Origin of the sequence: Teredinibacter waterburyi, from assembly GCF_001922985.1 — a bacterium.
Taxonomy (GTDB): domain Bacteria; phylum Pseudomonadota; class Gammaproteobacteria; order Pseudomonadales; family Cellvibrionaceae; genus Teredinibacter; species Teredinibacter waterburyi.
In genome coordinates, this window is the sequence record NZ_MRUH01000022.1 from 164,826 (window position 1) to 184,988 (window position 20,163).

At 48.4% G+C, this 20,163-nt stretch carries 19 protein-coding genes; 7 read left to right on the forward strand and 12 right to left on the reverse strand.

Going from position 1 to position 20,163, the window contains the following annotated elements:
- Positions 1–2: 2 nt before the first annotated feature.
- Positions 3–1,520: a glycosyl hydrolase family 79 N-terminal domain-containing protein gene (locus IDZ20_RS03680; protein ID WP_188150073.1), complete on the reverse strand. Its 1,518-nt coding sequence runs from the start codon at positions 1,518–1,520 to the stop codon at positions 3–5.
- A 235-nt stretch (positions 1,521–1,755) separates the two neighbouring features.
- On the reverse strand, positions 1,756–2,076 hold the full coding sequence (locus tag IDZ20_RS03685) for a hypothetical protein (RefSeq protein ID WP_188150074.1): 321 nt from the start codon (positions 2,074–2,076) through the stop codon (positions 1,756–1,758).
- 45 nt (positions 2,077–2,121) lie between these two features.
- On the opposite strand from IDZ20_RS03685, the gene IDZ20_RS03690 reads away from it, so the two are divergent.
- Positions 2,122–2,718, forward strand: a complete 597-nt coding sequence (locus IDZ20_RS03690) for a thioredoxin family protein (protein WP_188150075.1) — start codon at positions 2,122–2,124, stop codon at positions 2,716–2,718.
- A 76-nt stretch (positions 2,719–2,794) separates the two neighbouring features.
- On the opposite strand, the gene IDZ20_RS03695 is transcribed toward IDZ20_RS03690, so the two are convergent.
- Positions 2,795–3,139: a DUF3301 domain-containing protein gene (locus tag IDZ20_RS03695; RefSeq protein ID WP_188150076.1), complete on the reverse strand. Its 345-nt coding sequence runs from the start codon at positions 3,137–3,139 to the stop codon at positions 2,795–2,797.
- A gap of 272 nt (positions 3,140–3,411) precedes the next feature.
- On the opposite strand from IDZ20_RS03695, the gene IDZ20_RS03700 reads away from it, so the two are divergent.
- Together IDZ20_RS03700 and IDZ20_RS03705 are read left to right on the forward strand one after the other, a co-directional pair.
- A complete protein-coding gene (locus IDZ20_RS03700; protein WP_188150077.1) occupies positions 3,412–4,788 on the forward strand; it encodes a DEAD/DEAH box helicase in 1,377 nt (458 codons plus the stop codon).
- Between the two features lie 424 nt (positions 4,789–5,212).
- On the forward strand, positions 5,213–5,371 hold the full coding sequence (locus IDZ20_RS03705) for a hypothetical protein (protein WP_188150078.1): 159 nt from the start codon (positions 5,213–5,215) through the stop codon (positions 5,369–5,371).
- A 93-nt stretch (positions 5,372–5,464) separates the two neighbouring features.
- Here the strand turns inward: IDZ20_RS03705 and IDZ20_RS03710 are convergent, their stop codons facing one another.
- The 9 genes from IDZ20_RS03710 to IDZ20_RS03750 form a co-directional block, all read right to left on the reverse strand.
- On the reverse strand, positions 5,465–6,319 hold the full coding sequence (locus IDZ20_RS03710; protein ID WP_188150079.1) for a hypothetical protein: 855 nt from the start codon (positions 6,317–6,319) through the stop codon (positions 5,465–5,467).
- Positions 6,320–6,401: 82 nt separating this feature from the next.
- Positions 6,402–6,869: a group I truncated hemoglobin gene (locus IDZ20_RS03715; RefSeq protein ID WP_188150080.1), complete on the reverse strand. Its 468-nt coding sequence runs from the start codon at positions 6,867–6,869 to the stop codon at positions 6,402–6,404.
- A complete protein-coding gene (locus IDZ20_RS03720) occupies positions 6,870–7,742 on the reverse strand; it encodes a DUF3034 family protein (RefSeq protein ID WP_188150081.1) in 873 nt (290 codons plus the stop codon).
- A gap of 1 nt (position 7,743) precedes the next feature.
- The gene (locus IDZ20_RS03725; protein ID WP_188150082.1) at positions 7,744–10,098 is read right to left on the reverse strand and encodes a bifunctional diguanylate cyclase/phosphodiesterase; all 2,355 of its coding nucleotides are present in this window, start codon (positions 10,096–10,098) and stop codon (positions 7,744–7,746) included.
- Positions 10,085–10,849, reverse strand: coding sequence for a methylamine utilization protein (locus IDZ20_RS03730; protein WP_188150083.1), 765 nt, complete (start codon positions 10,847–10,849; stop codon positions 10,085–10,087). Before IDZ20_RS03730 ends, IDZ20_RS03725 begins: the two co-directional genes overlap by 14 nt.
- A gap of 143 nt (positions 10,850–10,992) precedes the next feature.
- Positions 10,993–12,237, reverse strand: coding sequence for a sodium:proton antiporter NhaD (gene nhaD / locus IDZ20_RS03735; RefSeq protein WP_188150084.1), 1,245 nt, complete (start codon positions 12,235–12,237; stop codon positions 10,993–10,995).
- Positions 12,238–12,348: 111 nt separating this feature from the next.
- Positions 12,349–13,077, reverse strand: a complete 729-nt coding sequence (locus IDZ20_RS03740) for a proteasome-type protease (protein ID WP_188150085.1) — start codon at positions 13,075–13,077, stop codon at positions 12,349–12,351.
- A 282-nt stretch (positions 13,078–13,359) separates the two neighbouring features.
- On the reverse strand, positions 13,360–13,584 hold the full coding sequence (locus tag IDZ20_RS03745; protein WP_188150086.1) for a DUF1993 family protein: 225 nt from the start codon (positions 13,582–13,584) through the stop codon (positions 13,360–13,362).
- Between the two features lie 55 nt (positions 13,585–13,639).
- Positions 13,640–15,433, reverse strand: a complete 1,794-nt coding sequence (locus tag IDZ20_RS03750) for a carbohydrate-binding protein (RefSeq protein ID WP_188150087.1) — start codon at positions 15,431–15,433, stop codon at positions 13,640–13,642.
- A 192-nt stretch (positions 15,434–15,625) separates the two neighbouring features.
- Between IDZ20_RS03750 and IDZ20_RS03755 the strand changes: the two genes are divergently transcribed.
- From IDZ20_RS03755 to fusA, 4 genes are all read left to right on the forward strand, one after another.
- A complete protein-coding gene (locus tag IDZ20_RS03755) occupies positions 15,626–16,222 on the forward strand; it encodes a glutathione S-transferase family protein (protein ID WP_188150088.1) in 597 nt (198 codons plus the stop codon).
- A complete protein-coding gene (gene chrA, locus IDZ20_RS03760; RefSeq protein WP_188150089.1) occupies positions 16,206–17,411 on the forward strand; it encodes a chromate efflux transporter in 1,206 nt (401 codons plus the stop codon). The genes IDZ20_RS03755 and chrA overlap by 17 nt, the downstream gene beginning before the upstream one ends.
- Positions 17,366–17,683, forward strand: coding sequence for a hypothetical protein (locus IDZ20_RS03765; RefSeq protein WP_188150090.1), 318 nt, complete (start codon positions 17,366–17,368; stop codon positions 17,681–17,683). The genes chrA and IDZ20_RS03765 overlap by 46 nt, the downstream gene beginning before the upstream one ends.
- Before the next feature lie 296 nt (positions 17,684–17,979).
- Positions 17,980–20,070: an elongation factor G gene (gene fusA / locus IDZ20_RS03770; protein WP_188150091.1), complete on the forward strand. Its 2,091-nt coding sequence runs from the start codon at positions 17,980–17,982 to the stop codon at positions 20,068–20,070.
- The last annotated feature ends 93 nt before the right edge of the window (positions 20,071–20,163 follow it).

Consider the following 20,163-nt stretch of genomic DNA (forward strand, 5'->3'; position numbering starts at 1 on the left):
CATTAATTTTTTGCGCTACGTGAGTAAATCCAAAAGCTGATACTAAACGGTTGCAAATCTCGCGATAGTTGGCGCATTGCAAAAGGCAGCAGCTTATTCTCCGCATTGTTTTCGAGGTGTTTAATTTTAGGGCGTATACCATTTACATGTAGTTTGCGGGAAGTGAGTTTTTTTGCGGTTATGACATATTGTTGCTGTAAACCGCCAAGCCCGGAAATGTCGGGCGACTGTTTCTGATCGGTAAGATTGATCATCAGAAGGGTGTAGCGCTCGCCATCGGGGTGGCGATGTAGGTAGGCACGAATTCGCCGACTGCTACTTTCCGCGCGATATACTGCGGTGCCCATCAGCCGTTTCCAGAACCAGCTTACCCAGTAGTCGGGTCGTGGCTTAAGTGTCAGCCGGTCGATCATTCCGTAGTCACCGCCGATCAAACTCTGTCGAATCATAACTTTTTGGCCAATGCGGGCGCCGCGCCCAAGTTGATCGGCCCACCAAAAACTTGAAGTAAATCGATCGGAAAGACGAGGCTCGCCACCGCATTGCGCCGATCCAGTTTCGCCCGTCCAGAGTTCAGCATTGGGTTGATATAGATCTCTCCAGTGTTTTAAGCGATCGCTAAAATGTGCGAAATCTTCAAAAGAGCTTGGCGAGAGAAACTTTTTAAGTGTTGCAGTGCGTGTGCGCAGTGGCGTGCGTGTACTTTGAAATGGGTAATAGTGCCAGTCAACAATGTCGAGCTGAGACTGACTGGTCTGTAAAAACTTTTCGCTTAAGTTAGAAACTGGCCGCACTGTTTCGCCTAGCTTTGGCCAGAACGCGCTCCCTGGCCCCGCAATTTTTATGCTGGGGTAGTAATGTCGTAATAACTGGGTGAAGGTGCTGTAGTCGTGCGCTAATTTTACCGCAGAAGGTTGTGATTTTAGGCCATGAAATGCCCAGTAGGCGTTTAGCTCGTTGCCTAGTTCACAAATGTTAATCGTGTAGTTGTGGTCTTTACTGTACTGCAGCAAGCTTTGAATTTCGGTGCCTTGCCAGTCGCCATGCTGGCGCCGATTAAACAATCCGTATTTTACCGTGAAGTAAAACTTTAAATGATTACGTTGGATAAATTTGTGCAAGTTATTCCACATGTCGCGGCTTAAAACCAGCGCATCGGGTTCGCCTTCTGGGTTGTGAAAATAATGGATCTTATCGGCTTCAGAGCCGCCAACACGCAGGTACGCTGGAGCGAGTGCTTGGGTGAGAATATCTAATCGCTGTTTGGATAAATCTAGTGCCGGTACGCGCAATGTGCCCAGTCCTCGTCTAACGCCTTTACTTCCCTCCCACCAAAACCCGCCGACGACCACGGAAATATCAATCGAAAAGGATAGATATTCGGGTGCTGTTTGATTTACTAACTGATCGGTGCTGCAGCGAATAGCGAGGTCTTTAATATTGGTTTTGGTGCGAAGGCCTAGCAGGCGGCGAGCACGGTTGCGAAGTGCAATATAGGTTAAGGCGCGCGGAAAGGGCATGAAGTCTTATCTAGCTGGCGGGGTCCAGTTAACGAAAGGTGCGGCGAAAACAACGGCAAGTACAGTCCTCGAGTTAAATTTAACGGCGGTACTGATAGGCCATTGTAACCTTGTTGGGTGACGAATTTATGACAGTGGCTGAATGTTGATTGCGCACTGCTTCTGATTACGCTTACTGAGTAAGCATTGCGATGCGGGTTAATTTTTACGGTAGAGGTGCCGACCTTAGTCTTATCTAGCCATTATGTATTTTCTGAAATTTTTTGGTGACGATGACCATAATAATCACGCTGAGACGTTCCGCTATATCGTTGATCGCATCACTGTGCTCAAGTTCGGCGCGCACTAATTTCTGTACTTCTTGATAGGGCGTGTCGGATTCGGCACTGAGCTTGGGAATGGTTTGAATAATTGTGCGGATTAATTGGTTGTAGTCGCCGCCGCCGTTCTTTAGTAGAATTTTTTGCGCGTGGCGTTCGAGTTCTTTAACCTTTAAGTGTGCAAGCTGAGGCGCTAGCTTTGCTTCGGGCAGTGTTAGAATGTCCTGCGTTTTCATATATGTATACAACTTGTCGAGTCTATAACTCAGTAGAGGCACCAAATGGCACTTACCGAATCAACGATGATGGAGCTGCACAGTGCTGCGCCGGATTTTTCTTTACCCGCAACCTCTGGCAAAACCTTGAGTTTGGCGGATTTTAGCAAGTATGACGCACTGGTGGTGCTCTTTATTTGTAATCATTGCCCTTATGTAATCCATATTGCCCCAGCCTTGGCTGAGTTGGCTTGCGACTATATGGAAAAAAACATCGGCTTCGTTGCTATTAATAGTAATGATACCGACGCATATCCCGCCGACAGTTTTGAATTGATGAAAGCAGAGCAGGCCTTGCGCGGTTACCCCTTCCCCTATCTATACGATGAGACCCAAGCGGTGGCTAAGGCCTATGGCGCAGCTTGTACGCCAGACCTATACGTCTTTGATGGCGCGCGAAAATTAGCTTACCGCGGTCAGTTTGATGACACCCGTCCGCATCGTATCTCCTCTGGCAACTATGACTCAGGCAAAGCTCCAGCAAATGGTGACAGCTTGAAAATTGTTTTAGATCAGCTGTTGAACGGAGAGCAACCACCGGCTAAGCAATACCCTTCTATAGGTTGCAATATCAAATGGCGGCCAGGTAACGAACCCTCCTAGGTGAGTGGGTTCGGTGGAGCTTCTTGCTGGATCGTTTTCGCGGAGTTGTTGGTAAAGCGCTATAGCTTAGCGGGTGTTAGGAGTTTAGAGGCGCTAGCGGTTCCGGTTCTTGGGTTTTGTAAGGTTCCAGTTCGGTTCCAGCCAAGCGGCTGCCGCGAAACGTTACCCTGCCTTTGTAGCGCCTGTCGCCGACGCTGGAGAACTCGAATCTATAGCTCCGCTCTACCGCAAAGAGTGACTGGCTAGAGCGAACTACTCGAAGGCGTTGCAAAATAACACTTTGGTCTAGCAGTACCACACCGGCTCGTTCAGTCGCTTGTCGGGCGACGATATAGGCGCGTGAACCAATGTTGAGATGCTGCCAAATAATACCGATAAAAGTGGCCATGGCCACCCAGCTCATTACGTCCGTTAACTGCATTTATATACCTGTAAGTTACTTGGTGCGCGCTTTGCCATACATAGTTAGGTTTTGCCCTGTGGCTTGGCTGGAGGCGTGGAGGTTCATGATCGCGGCCTGCCTGCTGATTTGCAAACGCCAATTTCATCAATTGCGTAAACATTCACCAGAAAATCGGGTAATTGGGCCTACCTTGCTGTACACTTGCGCCTCCCCAGCGCCGGCTATGGTGACTGGCATACCTGCACCACAGCGTTAGTGCGAAAAGCGATACCCACCCCAAGAGATACCCTATGAGTTTTACCTCCCTCGGCTTGTCAGAGCCGATTCTTAAGGCCGTTGCCGAAGAAGGCTATGAAACCCCGTCACCGGTTCAGGCTAAGGCCATTCCGGCTGTACTGGAAGGCCGAGATGTTATGGCCGCTGCGCAAACTGGCACCGGCAAAACTGCGGGCTTTACCCTGCCGATATTAGAGCGCTTGAGCCACGGCGCACCAGCGAAGCCGAATCAGGTTCGCGCTCTAATTCTTACGCCAACTCGTGAGTTGGCTGCCCAGGTAGGCGAAAGTGTTCGTACTTACGGCAAACATATTCGTTTAAGTTCCACCATTGTTTTTGGTGGTGTGAAAATCAATCCTCAGATGATGCGTTTGCGTCGTGGTGCCGATATCTTGGTTGCAACACCGGGCCGTCTGTTAGACCTCGCCAATCAAAATGCGGTGAAGTTTGATCAGCTTGAGATACTCGTTCTCGACGAAGCCGACCGCATGCTCGATATGGGCTTTATTCACGATATCCGCCGAATTATTCAGCGTTTACCCAAAGTGCGCCAAAACCTGCTGTTTTCGGCGACCTTTTCCGATGATATCCGCAAATTGGCGAAGGGTATTATTAATAACGACCCCATAGAGTTTTCGGTAACGCCTCGCAATACTACTGCGACGACGGTTACTCAGTGGATATGCCCAGTCGACAAACGCCAGAAAGCGCTCGTGCTGCAACAGTTGATAGAAGAAAATAACTGGCATCAGGTGCTGGTGTTTATGCGCACCAAACACGGTGCCAATAAGCTCGCAAGTTTCTTGGAAACCAAGAACATCAAAGCGGCTGCAATTCACGGCAATAAAAGTCAGGGGGCGCGCACTAAGGCTTTGGCAGATTTTAAAGCTGGAGCTGTACAGGTTTTAGTGGCCACCGATATTGCAGCGCGCGGGCTTGATATTGACCAGCTGCCGCAAGTGGTCAATTTCGAGTTGCCGAATGTCCCTGAAGATTACGTTCACCGCATTGGTCGTACCGGCCGTGCTGGCGCGACGGGGCAAGCCGTGTCGCTGGTGAGCGCTGATGAATTCAAGCAGCTATCGGATATTGAGAATTTAATACACAAGCTATTAGAGCGTCGTTTTGTTGATGGTTTCGAGCCGGTTCACGACCTTCCTGCATCACGTTTAAATGCTCGCCACCGTCCCGAACCCCGCCCGAAGAAGCCTCACTCTGAGCATCGCGATGGGCAGCGTTCAGGTGAAGCGGCTCGCGGCCATAAACCTGCGGGATCAAAACCTGCTGGCACCGGTCGGCCTACAGGTGCGCGCAACAAGCCTCGCCGTGGCGGCCCAGCAAGTAGCGGCAACCGCACCGGTGATGCTCGGCCAGCACCGAAAAGCCGTTAAATTTTTTATTGTTAGTCACGCGTTCAGCTAGGGTTAGTTGTTTGTAACCCTAGCTGAATTGTCATACTTCAGCGTTATTATCACTGCATCACAATGGTGCCATGCAGTAAGCTTGCACTAGCTTACGGCGTGGGGTTTTTGGGTTGATGCAAATACTTCTCAGCAACTCCCTTCCTAAACACCTATATCGGCGTAAATATCATCAAACTAAGCTTTAAACAGACATAATCCGCTATTTTTTCAAGTTGGCAAATTAATTGCAGAATAGTTTTTGCGAGCTGAAGCTTTGCCTCTGGCTCAAGTTAGTTTGCTTACTTTTTTGTCCCCGTTTTGGGGTTTACTGCAAGTTGCTATTCGCTAATACAATTGTTTATGCCGTTTGGCATTTGGGTGTTTTACCCGTTTATTTTACTGAGGATTTTTTATGAAAGTTGACTTAGCGTTTTATCGTTCGCTCACTGTTTCCTCAACCTTTGCTTTTGCCTTAATTATGGCAGCGGCCTATTTGCAGCCGAGTTCTGACAGTGCGTCAGAAAGTGTCGCTTCCGCTTTGGAATCGCCGACCCAGCTTGCCCTTAAATAGCCTGCATTTGGTGACCACTTAAGCGAATCTGTTCGCTGTGATGGATAGGATCCGGCCAACATTTGTTGGTGTATATTGTTCCGCCTTAAGTGGTCACTCGTTATTTTTCGCGGCTATCATATCAGCGGCTTTAGCCTCTTTGAGCGCTAAATAAAACGAGTCTAGTATTCGCTTAAACGAATTTCGCCACGCAATATTTTGCCCAGTAATATTGCGCACCATAGCTTTCGGAGGTGCTATCTCCGTTGCATCTTCAATTACGGCAATTAAATCTCCTGTTTGCGAGTGGGCAATTACCGCGCGATAGTAGAGTGTGCCTAAATTAGTAAAGGACTCTTCGCCAACCGTTGCGCTGTCCCAACTGCCGTCTTTTGAATGCTGCGGCACGAATTCGGTCATTCTAAACTCCACGGCTAGAACATCATCGCCGCCCGTAAAAGTGAGCTGCAAGTCGTCTTTTCTCTTGAATTTCTTTTTAGCAAAATAATCGAAAAAACCGCAAATTCTATCCATTTCCTTCCAGCTGGAATCGTTCCAATTTTTTGCCAGATCAGAACTTGTTTTTAACGAGATTTTCAAGCGATCAAAAGTCATTGGAAAGAATAAAACTTTATTGAAGTCGGCAAGGCTAAAGTTGCGATTGATAATAAATCGATCAAATTCATCGTTTTCCCAAACATCGAAGTTCGCGGCAACGTAGGCGGGGGTGTAGGAAATTTTGGTAAGGGAGTTCACCCGCTTGTTAGTCGCGGGGGCAGCAATTGGTTTAGCGGCGAGTTGGCTGGCAGTCGGGTTGGCCGTTTCGGCGGCTGTTTCTGTCGGATCTGTCGATACAGCGTTTGCACTATTAGCGCCAATGACGGTAATCGCTAGCACACTGATAATTGTGCTTAAAGCCCAACGCCGCTGGCGCCATGTCATTTTCGAATGCCTACACTGATCGATCATTGTTACACCTCCCTCGTTCTATAACAGTTTAGGGATGATGCCTTATTGCATTGCTCATCTCAACGTCTTATCGGGAGGCTTACTAACGCCGGTAGATGTCTTTGCGCATTGGCGCGAGACGAGCAAGTAGCTTGTTTTGCGCAGTGACTGGCGCATCCGCTTTGTTCATAGCGTCTATTAATAGTTCGACAATATGATTGAAATCTGCTTCGTCGATATGCATTCCTGTATGTATATCTTCCATTGAGTCGCCGCTATATTTACAGGGGCCGTCACTTACTTCGCAAAGATGTTCCGTTAAGAGTGTGCGGAACCGACTTAATTTCGCATCGGCAAAAAAGTGAAATACTTTCTTATCGTTACCTATATTCTGAATAAGCTCTTCGACAATACGGTCTAAGCCTTGCTCGCCACCTAATTGCTGATAAAGGCTTGGCTTTGACGCCGAGCTGACGCAAGCGCTAAGGCTAAGGGTTAACAGCAGAGCCAAAAAAAACTGGCAGACAAACCTGGCATCAAGCTGCAGAGGTGAGTTAGGCGAGAAGATCATTTAAAGATTCCCTGTTAACGAGAGATACCAACCGGTTTGGTCTGGAGCACCGGCGATAGTGCCTAGATCGATATAGGCCAGCGTTAGATTTACGTGCTTGTTTGGGAACCAAGCGATAAATACATCGCGCCAATCGGTTTCGCCAAGATTCAAATTGTCGGGCTTCTGGCGATACTCTATGCCGAAGGCAATATTTGGATTGAGAAATAGCGCACTGCTAAATTCGGCTTGCAAGCTTCGACCCTTGCTAGTACTGCCAAACCCTAGTAATCCCATCTCATTTGCTGAGGTACTGCGCAGGACAAAATTCCAAAATAGGTTATAGCCTGCCGCAGCACCTAGATGGAGTTTGCTCGCCGCGAGATAATAATCTACGCCGCTATCATCTTTTGCGCCGAGTAAGTTAGCGACGCTTGCATCGCTTAGTTCTTTTGATTGAACCCCAAAGCTTAGTTGCGGCCATCGGCTGTAAACAATATCGCCGTATAGGCGCACCTTAGCGGATACGATGGACTGTTCCAGCTCGGTATTAAGCGCAGGAACGTCAAATGTTTGCTTGGCGTAAGATAGTTCAACGCGATCAAATAGATTTGCCTGCACACCACAAACATCTAGATCATAATCACTGACGCTTGCTCGACTGCAAAATCCGCTCGCCGAAATTTCGTTATCTGAGGCGTAGCCCGCTAATTGGGCCCAGGGTACTAAGCCCCCGCCTGCGGCACCTTCTACTTGGGATACCCCTGGCGTCGCCAGAATTTTTCCACCCGCTGCAAACGTGAGACTGCTGGCAAAAACGGATAGAAGGATAAATATTCTAGTGGCGATTCCAGGGTTGAGGGTTAGGCTAAAACCTAAAGAATAAGTATTCATCTTAATGGGCATTGCTTTCATAGTTTTTCAGCCAGAGAGGAAAGTCGTTTGCTGCCATTGGTCGACTCAGGTGGTAGCCCTGAATAAGATCGCAACCCATTTGAGTAAGAAGCTGTAGTGATTCCTCATCTTCCACGCCTTCGGCTACCACAGAAAAGCCGAGGTTGTGACTTAGGTTTACCGTCGAGCGTACAATAATTTGGTCGGTTTCAGAGCTGGCAAGTTTAAGGATAAAACTCTTGTCGATTTTAATTTCGTGAATTGGGAGTTTCTTTAATTTGCTAAGAGATGACTGGCCAACTCCGTAATCGTCTACCGAAATGGTATAGCCCAAGGCGCGCAGGTTATGCAAAATATCTGACGCCGCCTGTTCGTTTTCCATTAAATCGCGTTCAGTGAGTTCCAGTGTTATGTAGCTTGGCTTGATTTTATAGTGGCTCGCTCGGGCAACTAAAAATTCAGTAAAGTCGGGGTGAGAAATATCTTGCGCAGAAATGTTGATCGACGCTTCGGTAAAAATATTGTCGGCTTGCCAGCGCTGTAAATCGTGTAGAACCTCGTTGATTACCCAGTGGGTTAGTTCAACAATTAAACCGGCCTGTTCTGCCAGGGCAATAAAAAGCTCCGGTGAGATCATACTGCCGTTGGGTTTGCGCCAGCGAATCAGCGCCTCTACCTTATTGACTTTGCCCATAGCTAAGTGCAGTTTTGGTTGGTAGAACATAAAGAGTTGCCCGTCGTTTTTTGACATAGCGGTCTTTAATTCTTCGATCAGGGCTAAGCGCTCCAGGTGAGATTCGTCGTCGCCAGTGTGGTAGGGCAGCAACTTAACACCGGCTTTACGCGATTTCTCCAATGCAATACCGGTGCGACGTACCAGCGATTTGGCGGTGTTAGCGTGCTCGGGGTAGAGGCAATAGCCCGCGCAAATAGGGTGGTTTAGTTTTAGTCCGTTTACGTCAAATGGAACATTTAGTGCGTCGATGAGCTGCAACGCCACGCTTTCTGCCGCGGTGGTTGTAGTAAGAGGAATTAAGGATAAAAATTGATCGTCGCCGAACCGGGCGTGGTTCATCCTGTAACTGTCGTGTCCTTCTGCGGCCTTGATGGTTAATCGCTGGGCGATAGCTTTTAAGTAGCTATCGCCAATGGCTGAACCTAGGTTGTCGTTAATGCTTTTAAATTGCCGCACATTAAATGCCATTAGCATAAAGGGGCTTTGCTGTTCTAATTGTTTTTCAACCAGTGACAGTAGGGTGTTGCGATTATATAACCCGGTGAGAAGATCGTGCTGTGCTTGGAAGAGTACTTGCTGTTCGCGCGCCTCGACTTCGTGGCCCATTTCTCTAAAGGTATTAAATAGAATGGTCATTTCTACGGAAGGGCTAAGTGTAGACAGGTCACCTTTATAATCACCGCGTGAAAACCTTTTGGCTATCGCTACCAGCTTTTCGAGTGGCGTTGTGAGGCGGTTACCAAGCCAGATACTTGCCAAAATCGCCACGAGAATTATAAACGCTGCTATCCACAGCATGGTCTGAATACGTTGTTCAAAGTCGAGGTAGCTTGGACGTAAATCTTTCGAGATAACCGCAACCTGATTTTGAGGGCTGCTCGTTTGGCTGTCGTTCTTGGTTGTGAGCAGTACCACACGGTTACTGTAATCTGGCCGGTCACGCCAAAACCAGTGGAAGCTGTGTGCCTCGACGACCTGCTGTAAAGGTATGTCGGCTGGCAAGCTCAAGGTGCTCGCGTAGAGGTTTTGATCGATGCTAACGAAGGACACCTCTAAGCCAGTAAGCCGTTTTAATTCTTGAGCGACTTTATCATCTATTTTAAAACCAACAACGGAGTAAGCAATCGTCCGTGGTGCTCGCACTGGCAAAATAAATATTTGGTAAAGGGTGTTGGCAATCACGACAAAGTTAGCTTTGCCCGGACTTTCGAGAATACCTTGCAGTGACTGATTGTTAATTGTATCGCTCGGCTGCGTTTGTTTACTTGCGCTGGTGCGAATGAGCTCGCCACGGGTGTCGAGTAACAGCATTAAGTCCGCATTAATGCGGTCGCCGTGGTTGTCCAAAACACTTTCTATTGTGGCGGCGTCGCGGCTGGCGACGGCTTGTTTGAATCCGAAGTCGTTGGTTAATACGGTTGTTGCGGTAACTAAAAGCCCCTCTTGCGCGCGCAGGTACTGTTGGAAGACGTTCTGGGCGTTGTCGATAGTTTCTTTTACGTAGGCAGCGTTGTGGTGGCTGCTAAACCACCATGAACTCGACAGTATGGAACCACTCGATACGACTACCAGCGCTACACATAAAGCGATAATCTGAGTTTTTAAGCTATTTTGGGGCATTTTGATACGGTGCTAGGTTTGTCAGTAAAAGTGTCTTACTAGACGCATTAGTTTCTGGCTGTGAGTGGCGTTGGTTGCGGCTGGGTAGCGAGCCAAAACTGTCTCGAAAGGTATCGCGCGGTTTGGGATTTGTCTGTACTGCAAGGGTAATGCTGCCGCTACTATTAATAATGGTAGCGGCAGGAATCTCTAATTGTACGTCGGGTTGGCTAAGTTGGAGTGGATGCCATAGGCGTACCACATCTGACGATGTGTCTAAGGTGATGTCGACACGTCCGGCAGCGTCAGAAATTTTAGTTTGTGCCGTTGCAACATAGATGTAGCCGACCATGGCGTCGTGAATATTGCAGCCTAAAACTACCACACCACTATTGTCGAAGGGGATGGGGCTCTTGGGCTTTCCTGCATATAGTTTGAGTTCGAATGGCTTGGTGGAGGAGAAGGAGTAAACGTGGTGGCGTATATCGTCACTATTTGGGAAGCTTACTTTGGCTCCGGCCTGAATAATAATCAGTTGCGGTTTAAATTGTTTGTCTACTTGGTCGATAATTTCTGGGGCCGATGCAGGTGGCAATGGTGGCAGGGGCTTCCCGTATTCCACCACGACACCGCTTAGCGGTTGGCCGTGTTGATCGATAATGGTCAATACAGCTGCGAACGCGGGGCTAGACAGCGTTGCACATATCGTTGTGTAAATAGTCGAAAGTATGCAAGCAGACAACAAAGAAAAGCGCTTTTTGGGGGTAAACATCGACACTCCTAGCCTGCGTGCTGAAGGTGAATTTGAGCTGTGCGCTTCCCCGTGGAAACACACGTACAGCAGGAATAAGTATGGTAGTGAAACCCAGTTTTATCAAAGTTAGTGGGAGCTAAATTGGTAATAAATCGATTGCTCTAGCCAAGCACTGCATGAGCGAGTAGGTAGGTAAGCCAATAGCCTGCCGAGTAGGCGATTAGTAGGTAGCCGGCCATAGAAAGGTAGCTGATAAAAGTAAGTTCTTTAACCTTGCTCATGGCGATGATACCGGCCGCAGAGCCGATTATCAGTACCGAGCCGCCGACGCCGGTGGCATAGGTTAGTGCTAGCCAGCTTGCAAGGTTCATCTCGATATCCGCTTTTAGCAGGGCGGCGGTTAAGGGTACGTTATCGAGTAGCGCCGACACCAAGCCCAATAGGTAGTTGGCGTAGTGAGTGTCTAGATTCTGATACACATGGGTGAGCTGGTTTAGCACCCCAATTTCTTTCAGCATTCCCACGATTAACAGAACACCAAGAAAGAACAGTAATGTTTCAAACTCAATTTCACGGATATAGTTGAGGATGTTGCGGTTGGTCTTTTTTCGCAGTAAAAACTGGGCGATTAGGAACATGCAGCTTAAGCCGAACAGGAAGGTAAGAACGGGCGGTATTTGAAAGAGCGAGTTGAGAACCAAGGTTGAAAAAATAGTAGCGACGAATATCAGTGATATCACTACGTCGGTGCTATCTATGGGTTGTCGAACTTGCTCGATTAGCACTCGGCCACGCATGTTTATTGAGAGCAGCCCGGCTAAGAGCAGAACAGCTGCAAGTGAGGGCAGAACAAGTAACAGTAAATTGACAATGCTGACTTTGCCGGCCATAAAAATCATCAGGGTGGTGACATCGCCGGTAATCAGCGAGACGCCGCCGCTGTTCACCGCAAAAATTATAAGGGTCGCATATTTTAAGCGTTCACGCGGGTCGATTTTGAGGCTGGTGATAACGGCCACTGAGACCAGTGTTGCCGTTACGTTATCGGCAAAGGAAGAAAACAGGAACGCAAATATACCGAGTAGTAATAGCAGGCTTCGCTCGTGAAGTGCGGAAGGCAGTAAGCGTTGCACGATGGCAGAAACAAACCCCTTGCTATTGAGATAGGCGACGAATGTCATCGCAGCCATTAGAAACAGCCAGAGGGTGGCAATTTCCAGCAGGTTTTCGTTGAGTTGCTCGTTGACCTGAGCATGGCTCGCACCATGCAGCGGGAACAGAAAGGCTAATATCCAGCAGAGGGTGCCGATGAACAGCGTAGATTTAGCCTTGTTGATATGAATAACGTCCTCAAACACCACCATTAAGAACGCAACAAAGGCTAAAACCCCGATTACTACTGCCATACATCACCTTTCGCTAGAAACATCTATGGGCGCGCATTCTACGGTCGATAACGAGGAAAGCAACTGTTTTAAGCCGTAAGGGAATTGCCGTTGGGACGGCAAGCTATACGGTTAGTTTGACGGCCAGGTTAAGGTGCTACTCAGCTTGCTAAATGCTTCTCGTAAGCGGCTGTCCCAGGCGACGTTAAGTTCGCGCAAAAAATTACTACCTTCATTGAGTTTGTGATGCTGGTCTAGGCTAAAAGAGTCGCTGCTATATACCAGCGACTCAATTGGAGGCCCTACCGTCAGGTTACTGCGCATGGTGGAATCCATGGAAACTAATGCGCATAGGGCCGCTGTTTCCAAGTCGGTATCGGGAGCCAAAATTCTATCGAGTATCGGCTTGCCGTATTTACTTTCACCAATCTGTAAATAGGGTGTGGTTTCTGAGGGGGCAATATGGTTGCCTTGGGGGTAAACCAAAAATAAACTCGGGGCACTATTTTTAATCTGCCCGCCAATAATAAAGCTGGCCTCGTAACTTACGTTACTGCTGCTGCCGTACTTGCTCTGTTGAGCAAGGTTGATCTGGCCAAGATAGTCGGCGGCATCGTCCATGCTGCTAACGCTCATTAGATTGAGTGCTGCACCTTCTTTGATGTCCATTTCGAGCTTCTTGATGACACCTTGAGTTGTGGCAAGGTTACCAGCACTAAGAATCACAAATTGACGCATGCCCGGAATACCAAACTGGTGCATCTTGCTATAGGTGCTAATTTGATCAACGCCAGCATTAGTGCGGGAGTCTGAAGTGAATACGAGCCCGTCGTTCACGGCGATGGCAACACAGTAGGTCATTTAGCGATACCTTGTTGAGGCGGGTAGGGGGTGAAGTAAGCCTGATTGTTCGGTATCTGGAGGGTAAAGTCTATGGGTATTTGGTGTGGTTTTTATAGGTTCCTCATGAATGAGAATCGCTATCGTGCCGATCTGCAATGCAGCAACAAAAAGCCGAATCAAACGGCGAATAGATTAGCTCGCGTTTCGTCATTCTTCTTACTAAAGCTGTAATTGCGGTGGCGACTTGGGGGTATAGCGTAAGTCCGCTGCTTCGTTCTTGTGTTGGTGTTCTGCTGGCGTTTAATCTGTTGTTACAAAACTAAAGCCTTGCGGATATTGATGAAAGCCATCGTAGTCCGCTTTGCCAATAGTTATGTTTGATTTTCGTAATATCGCGAACACCATATTGTAGTGAAATAAAAAGTTGGGGAGTGTGTACATCATAAAGTAGTCGTTGCCGTTAAATTCTATGTTGGCAAAACAGGCTTCGACTCTTTCATTTACTTTTGAATCGTTACTGCCCATCGACCGCACTTTTCGGTTAAATATGAAAAGTGCGGATAAGGTTCTACTCTAAGCGCTACTGTGAATTACAGGTGCTAGGGGAAATACAGCTCTGGCTGTTTTCCCAGCCCCAGCCGCTTGAAGTGTTGGTGCACATTGGGTAGGACGTACCGTACCAGTTACAGCTGCTGCCGCCACTTGACGACGAACTGCTAGAGCTGGACGAGCTACTTGAACTAGACGAACTGCTAGAACTAGACGAACTGCTAGAACTAGACGAACTGCTAGAACTCGAGCCACCCACGACGCCGCCACTTCCCGATTGGTTGTTACAGGTCGTCGCACCAATACAGCTTTGTTGGTTTTCCCATCCCCATCCCGAGTTCTGGTTACTACACAAGGGGGTTAGCGTACCGTACCAATTACATTGCTGCGCTCCGCCACCGGAACTTGACGATGAACTAGAACTAGAACTAGAACTAGAACTAGAACTAGAACTAGAACTAGAACTAGAACTAGAACTAGAACTAGTGGAGGAGCTTGACGAGGAGCTGGATGAAGAGCTGGATGAAGAGCTACTGCTGCCCGTTCCAGATATGCGCCACCAGTTTATATTCCAGCCTCCAGTTGTAGCGTAAATACCAAAGTCATGAGTGCCCGCGTCTACCGTTACGGTGTGCGATAGAGTCGTCCAGCTTTGCCAACCGCCAGTACTGGGGATGGTTAGGGCACCTAAGGCTGTGGCGCCAGCATTTATGTCTAAACTCAATTGCCCCCCTGTTTCGCTGGCCACACGGTATTCAACGGTGTAATTGCCGGTAGCCGGAATGGTGATATTGGCAAAGCTCAGCCAGTCGCCATTGTCTATCCAGCCAACATTAGCGCCGCCGCCGGAATCGGATGTTGTTTCGGTTTGTACGCCGCTCATGTCGGTGTAATCTTCCGCTTGGGTGGTGAGCGCGAAGTTACCTGTAGCGCCACTGCTGCTAGAGCTACTGCTGGAACTGCTACTGCTGGAACTGCTACTAGAGCTAGAGCCGGCCCCCTGCTGATATACGCGTACATAATCTACCCGCATTTGTGCTGGCAGCGCATTTTCGTCAATATCAAACCCAGGCCAATCACCGCCTACAGCGAGGTTGAGTAACAAGAAAAACTCTTCCTGAAATTCGTCGGTTCCATTTATTCCGTTGCTGATATCGGCTTCGTGATAAAGGTTATCGTCTAGATACCAGCGAATTGCGGAGCTGTTCCATTCAATGCTGTAGGTATGAAACTGGGTGACTTGCGTCGATACTGGTGATCCGTAGTTAGCGTACTCGTTGTTGTGGTCTTGCCAGTGGATAGTGCCGTGAGTTTCGCTCTCGGTATTGACGTGTTCCATGATGTCGATTTCACCGCACTGCGGCCACCCTTCGCTCGCAATACTGTTCCCTAGCATCCAAAATGCAGGCCATAAGCCGCTAGCCGACGGCATTAGAATGCGCGCTTCTATCTTGCCAAATTTAAAGCTTTTACGACCTTGAGTTTTTAGTCGAGCTGAGGTGTAGTCTGAACCGTTATAGGCTTCGCGCTTGGCGGTAATAACAAGTTCGCCATTTTCAACACTGGCGTTTTGCTGGCGGTAGTACTGCAGCTCATTGTTGCCCCAGCCGCTAGAGCCCGTGCCCGTTTCAAACACCCAGTCTGGGCCTATTTCACTATTGAACTCGTCGGACCAAACGAGTTGCCACTGTTGCGCATGACTTGGTAACGCCAGTAAACCGAGCAGCGGGATTGCGGCAAGGCTGGCGTAGCGCAGGCTCTTAACGCTTTGGGTAAGCCATGTAGGTAAAATGTTGAGCCTGATTATTCTTATTGCTCTTTTCATTCTGTGCATCCTTATTGGGTTTTTAAAAGACGAGGGTGATGATAGTGTAGGTTGTTAGAACTGTGTGAGCGCGTACGCGCCGAATTGTTGACTCGGTGACTCGGTTCAACAAGTCATTGTGGAATAAGTAGGTGTGGGATAAGTAGGTGTGAAACACATTATTTTAATAGGTTTTGTTACGAGGCTTGTGGTATGAAAATTTACGGCGATATAAAGTCGGGAAACTGCTACAAAATAAAATTGCTAGCATCAATACTCGACATCCATCACCAGTGGCAGCATGTCGATATTCTAGCGAAAGAAACACAAACGACGGATTTTTTAAGCAAAAACCCCAACGGTAAAATCCCCCTGCTCGAGTTGGCTAATGGTCAGTACTTGGCCGAGTCCAATGCGATATTAAACTTTTTATCTGAGGGGACTCACTTATCTTCATCCGACCCGTTTGTGCGCGCGCAAATATTGCAGTGGCAATTTTTCGAGCAGTATAGCCACGAACCTTATATTGCGGTGGCTCGTTATATTGCCAAGTATCTCGGCCTACCGGAAGCGAGACGTGGGGAATATAAGTCCAAGCAAGCGGGTGGCCACAAAGCGCTTAGGGTTATGGAGCGCCAGCTAAAAAATAGCGACTATCTTGTCGACAATAGGCTCACCATCGCCGATATCTCTTTGTATGGGTACACCCATGTTGCGGAAGAGGGCGGCTTTGATTTGTCGATCTATTCGGCCATTGGCGGTTGGCTAAAACGGATTGAAGAGCACCCAGCTTATGTCGGCATGGAGTAATACTAGCGGGCGCCAAGTGTTAGCCGTTTTTGTAGCCTTCCTAAAATTAGGGTTCACCGCTTTCGGTGGGCCCGTTGCCCATCTCGGTTATTTTCATAAGGAGTTTGTCGAACGACAGCGCTGGTTGAGCGAAAGTCAATTCAGTCAACTATTGGCTATCTGTCAGTTTTTACCCGGTCCTGCGAGTAGTCAATTGGGGTTTGCCATAGGTCTGCAGCGAGCGGGTTGGCTTGGCGCTACTGCAGCATTTTTTGCCTTTACCGCGCCTTCTGCACTTGTACTTTTTGGTTTAGCATTGTTTTTACCGCTCGTGCCAGTGACGATCGCCGCGCCGGTAATACAGGGTTTAAAACTGGTTGCTTGTGCGGTAGTTGCGGATGCGGTTATATCAATGGCAAAAAAACTTTGCCCAGACTTTTATCGCCGGGCTATAGCGGTAGTTGTGGCGGCGATATTGCTCGCGTTCAGTTTTTCGTGGCTTCAATTTTTGGTAATAGCCGGCGGCGCTATAGCGGGGTTGGTATTTTGTCGTGATTCTATAATCCCTGTTCGCGATCAAATAAAGCTTGGCTACGGCTTGCGCCATGCGGTTGTATTTTTACTTTTGTTTTTGTTGGTGTTTTTGATCTTGGCATTTGCGTCTAGCGGTGCGAGTTTAGCGACGCTAGGCGATACGTTTTATCGCGCGGGCGCTTTAGTGTTCGGTGGTGGGCATGTGTTGTTACCGCTACTGGAGCAACCTTTGGTTGCCAGCGGACTGTCAAAAGAAACATTTCTCGCCGGCTATGGGGCTGCACAAGCAATGCCTGGGCCGCTATTTTCGGTGTCGGCATTTTGGGGCGCGCTAATGCCGACGGGTTATCCGAGTTGGGTCGGCGCTTTGGTGGCGTTAAGTTGCGTTTTTTTACCGGGATTTCTTTTGTTGCTGGTTGCCCTACCTGTGTGGCAAAGCTTGTCGAGTAACACCTTGGTCGCGAGAGCTATTTCCGGTGTAAATGCAGCGGTGGTAGGGCTTTTAGCTGCGGCGCTTTACAACCCCATTTTTGTATCCAGTGTTGTCTCGGTGTTCGATTTAATCGCTGTTCTTATTGCACTTGCAATCTTGGTTGTTTGGCGTTTGTCGCCGCTGTGGGTTTTGTGTTTTTGCGTGGTTTGGAGTCTCGTGACCCCGCTCCTGCCCGCAACCTAGATTTAATCAATGACGTCGGTCTCGACCTTAGTGGGACACCGACAATATTTCAGTTGCTCGCTATTTCGGGTGGTCGTGCTATCTTGACGGGCTACGACGGTGCCGATGCAGGCAGCTATTTTATCGATAGCTATTCAACTGGCTTCGAAGTGACGCGGTTGTTGAGCTTTCCAAATGACGGTGAGCACGATATAGAGACCGATTACTCGTTTCTGCGGATGGCAAGTTTCTGGTTGTTCCGGCGTTACGGGATGGTGTTCAGTTCACGTTAACGCTCCCGCTGGAATAGCGGTTAGCTGTAGTGTGGTGTTTTTAAAGTGTTGATTTTAAAGGAAATAATGTCTTCTATTTTCTCTGCTCAGCTTTTTTGATGAGCGCCGGGCCGGACGGTGGTTATAACCACGTGACCGCCTCATCCACTGATCCCGCAGTGCTCGGAAAGCAGAAGCTTAATAATCTTAGGCTTCTGCTTATTATTTGCTAAAAATTTCCCACGAAATCGTGTATGGTAGCACCCATTTTTCACCCCCCAGACTTTTTTTAACCACTGACAATCAGAGCTAGAGTAATGAGCGACTTATCTAAATACAGAAACATCGGTATCTTCGCACACGTTGACGCTGGTAAAACCACCTCGACCGAGCGCATTTTGAAGCTTACGGGTAAAATTCACCGTACCGGTGAAGTGCACGATGGTGCCGCAACTACCGACTTCATGGAACAAGAGCAGGAGCGTGGTATTACCATTCAGTCTGCCGCGACGACCTGTTTCTGGAAAGATTACCGTTTTAACATCATCGATACCCCTGGGCACGTTGACTTCACCGTAGAAGTTTACCGTTCTTTGAAAGTACTCGATGGCGGTGTTGGCGTTTTCTGTGGTTCTGGTGGTGTTGAGCCGCAATCCGAAACCAACTGGCGCTATGCGAACGATTCAGAAGTTGCTCGTATTATCTTCGTAAACAAGTTGGACCGTATGGGTGCCGACTTCTACCGCGTTGTAGGACAGGTTAAAAAAGTATTGGGCGCAAACCCATTAGTCATGACCCTTCCGATTGGTATAGAAGATGAGTTCTGTGGTGTTGTTGATGTCCTCACCAAAAAAGCCTACATCTGGGATGACACCGGTCTGCCTGAAAACTTCGAAATTACAGATGTTCCCGCCGATATGGTCGACAAGGTAAATGAATACCATGAAGCCATGATCGAAACGGCGGTAGAGCAAGACGATGACCTAATGATGTCTTACATGGAAGGTGAAATTCCTTCTATAGAAGATATTAAGCGTTGTATCCGCAAGGGTACTGTCGCTCTAGACTTCTTCCCGACTTACTGTGGTTCTGCCTTTAAAAACAAAGGTATTCAGCTGATTCTTGACGCCGTTGTAGACTACCTACCATGCCCGACTGAAGTTGATCCTCAGCCGCTTACCGACGAAGAAGGTACAGAGACTGGCGAATTTGCCGTCGTTTCTACCGAAGAGCCACTTCGCGCGTTGGCATTTAAAATCATGGACGACCGTTTCGGCGCCTTGACCTTCGTACGTATCTATTCGGGTGTTCTTGAGAAAGGAATGACTGTACTTAACTCTTTCACCGGCAAAACTGAACGTATCGGCCGCATGGTGGAAATGCACGCTAACGATCGTACCGAAATCAGCCGCGCACAAGCTGGTGACATTATCGCTATCGTTGGTATGAAGAATGTACAAACAGGTCATACCCTATGTGATCCGAAATTCCCTTGTACCCTTGAGCCAATGGTATTCCCAGAGCCCGTTATCTCTATCGCTGTGAAGCCAAAAGATAAAGGCGGCAACGAAAAAATGGGTATCGCCATTGGTAAAATGGTTGCAGAAGATCCGACTTTCCGCGTTGAAACCGATGAAGATTCCGGCGAAACTATTCTTAAGGGGATGGGCGAACTTCACCTCGACGTTAAAGTGGACATTCTTAAGCGTACTCACGGTGTTGAGCTGGACGTAGGTAAGCCGCAGGTTGCTTACCGCGAAACTATTACTCAGGAAATCGACGATTCCTACACTCACAAGAAGCAATCTGGTGGTTCTGGTCAGTACGGTAAAATTGATTACCGCATCCGTCCGGCCGAAGCTGGAACTGGCTTTAAGTTCACCTCTGTTGTTGTCGGCGGTAACGTACCGAAAGAATTCTTCCCAGCTATTGAGAAGGGCTTTAAGTCTATGATGGGCGCCGGTACGCTTGCAGGCTTCCCTGTGTTGGACGTAGAAGTTGAGCTTTACGACGGTGGTTTCCACGCTGTTGACTCCTCGGCTGTAGCTTTCGAAATTGCTGCTCGTGGCGCTTTCCGTCAGTCCATCCCTAAGGCTGGCGCTCAGTTGTTAGAGCCAATCATGAAGGTAGACGTGTTCACTCCAGAAGATCACGTTGGTGATGTTATTGGTGACTTGAACCGTCGTCGCGGTATGATCAAAGACCAAGAAGCTGGTGTGAGCGGCGTGCGTATTAAAGCCGACGTGCCTTTGGCCGAGATGTTTGGTTATATCGGTCAACTGCGTACCATGACTTCTGGTCGTGGTCAGTTCTCGATGGAATTCTCTCACTACAGCGCATGTCCTGCGAACGTAGCGACAGAAGTTATCGCTGCAGAGAAAGCTCGTCAGGAAGCTGCTAAGAAGTAGTCGCTACTTCTTAGCTCGAAACAGAAAGCCCCGGCAACCAAGTTGCCGGGGCTTTTTTTGTACAGGATGTACTTATACCCCGAAGCACAAGGA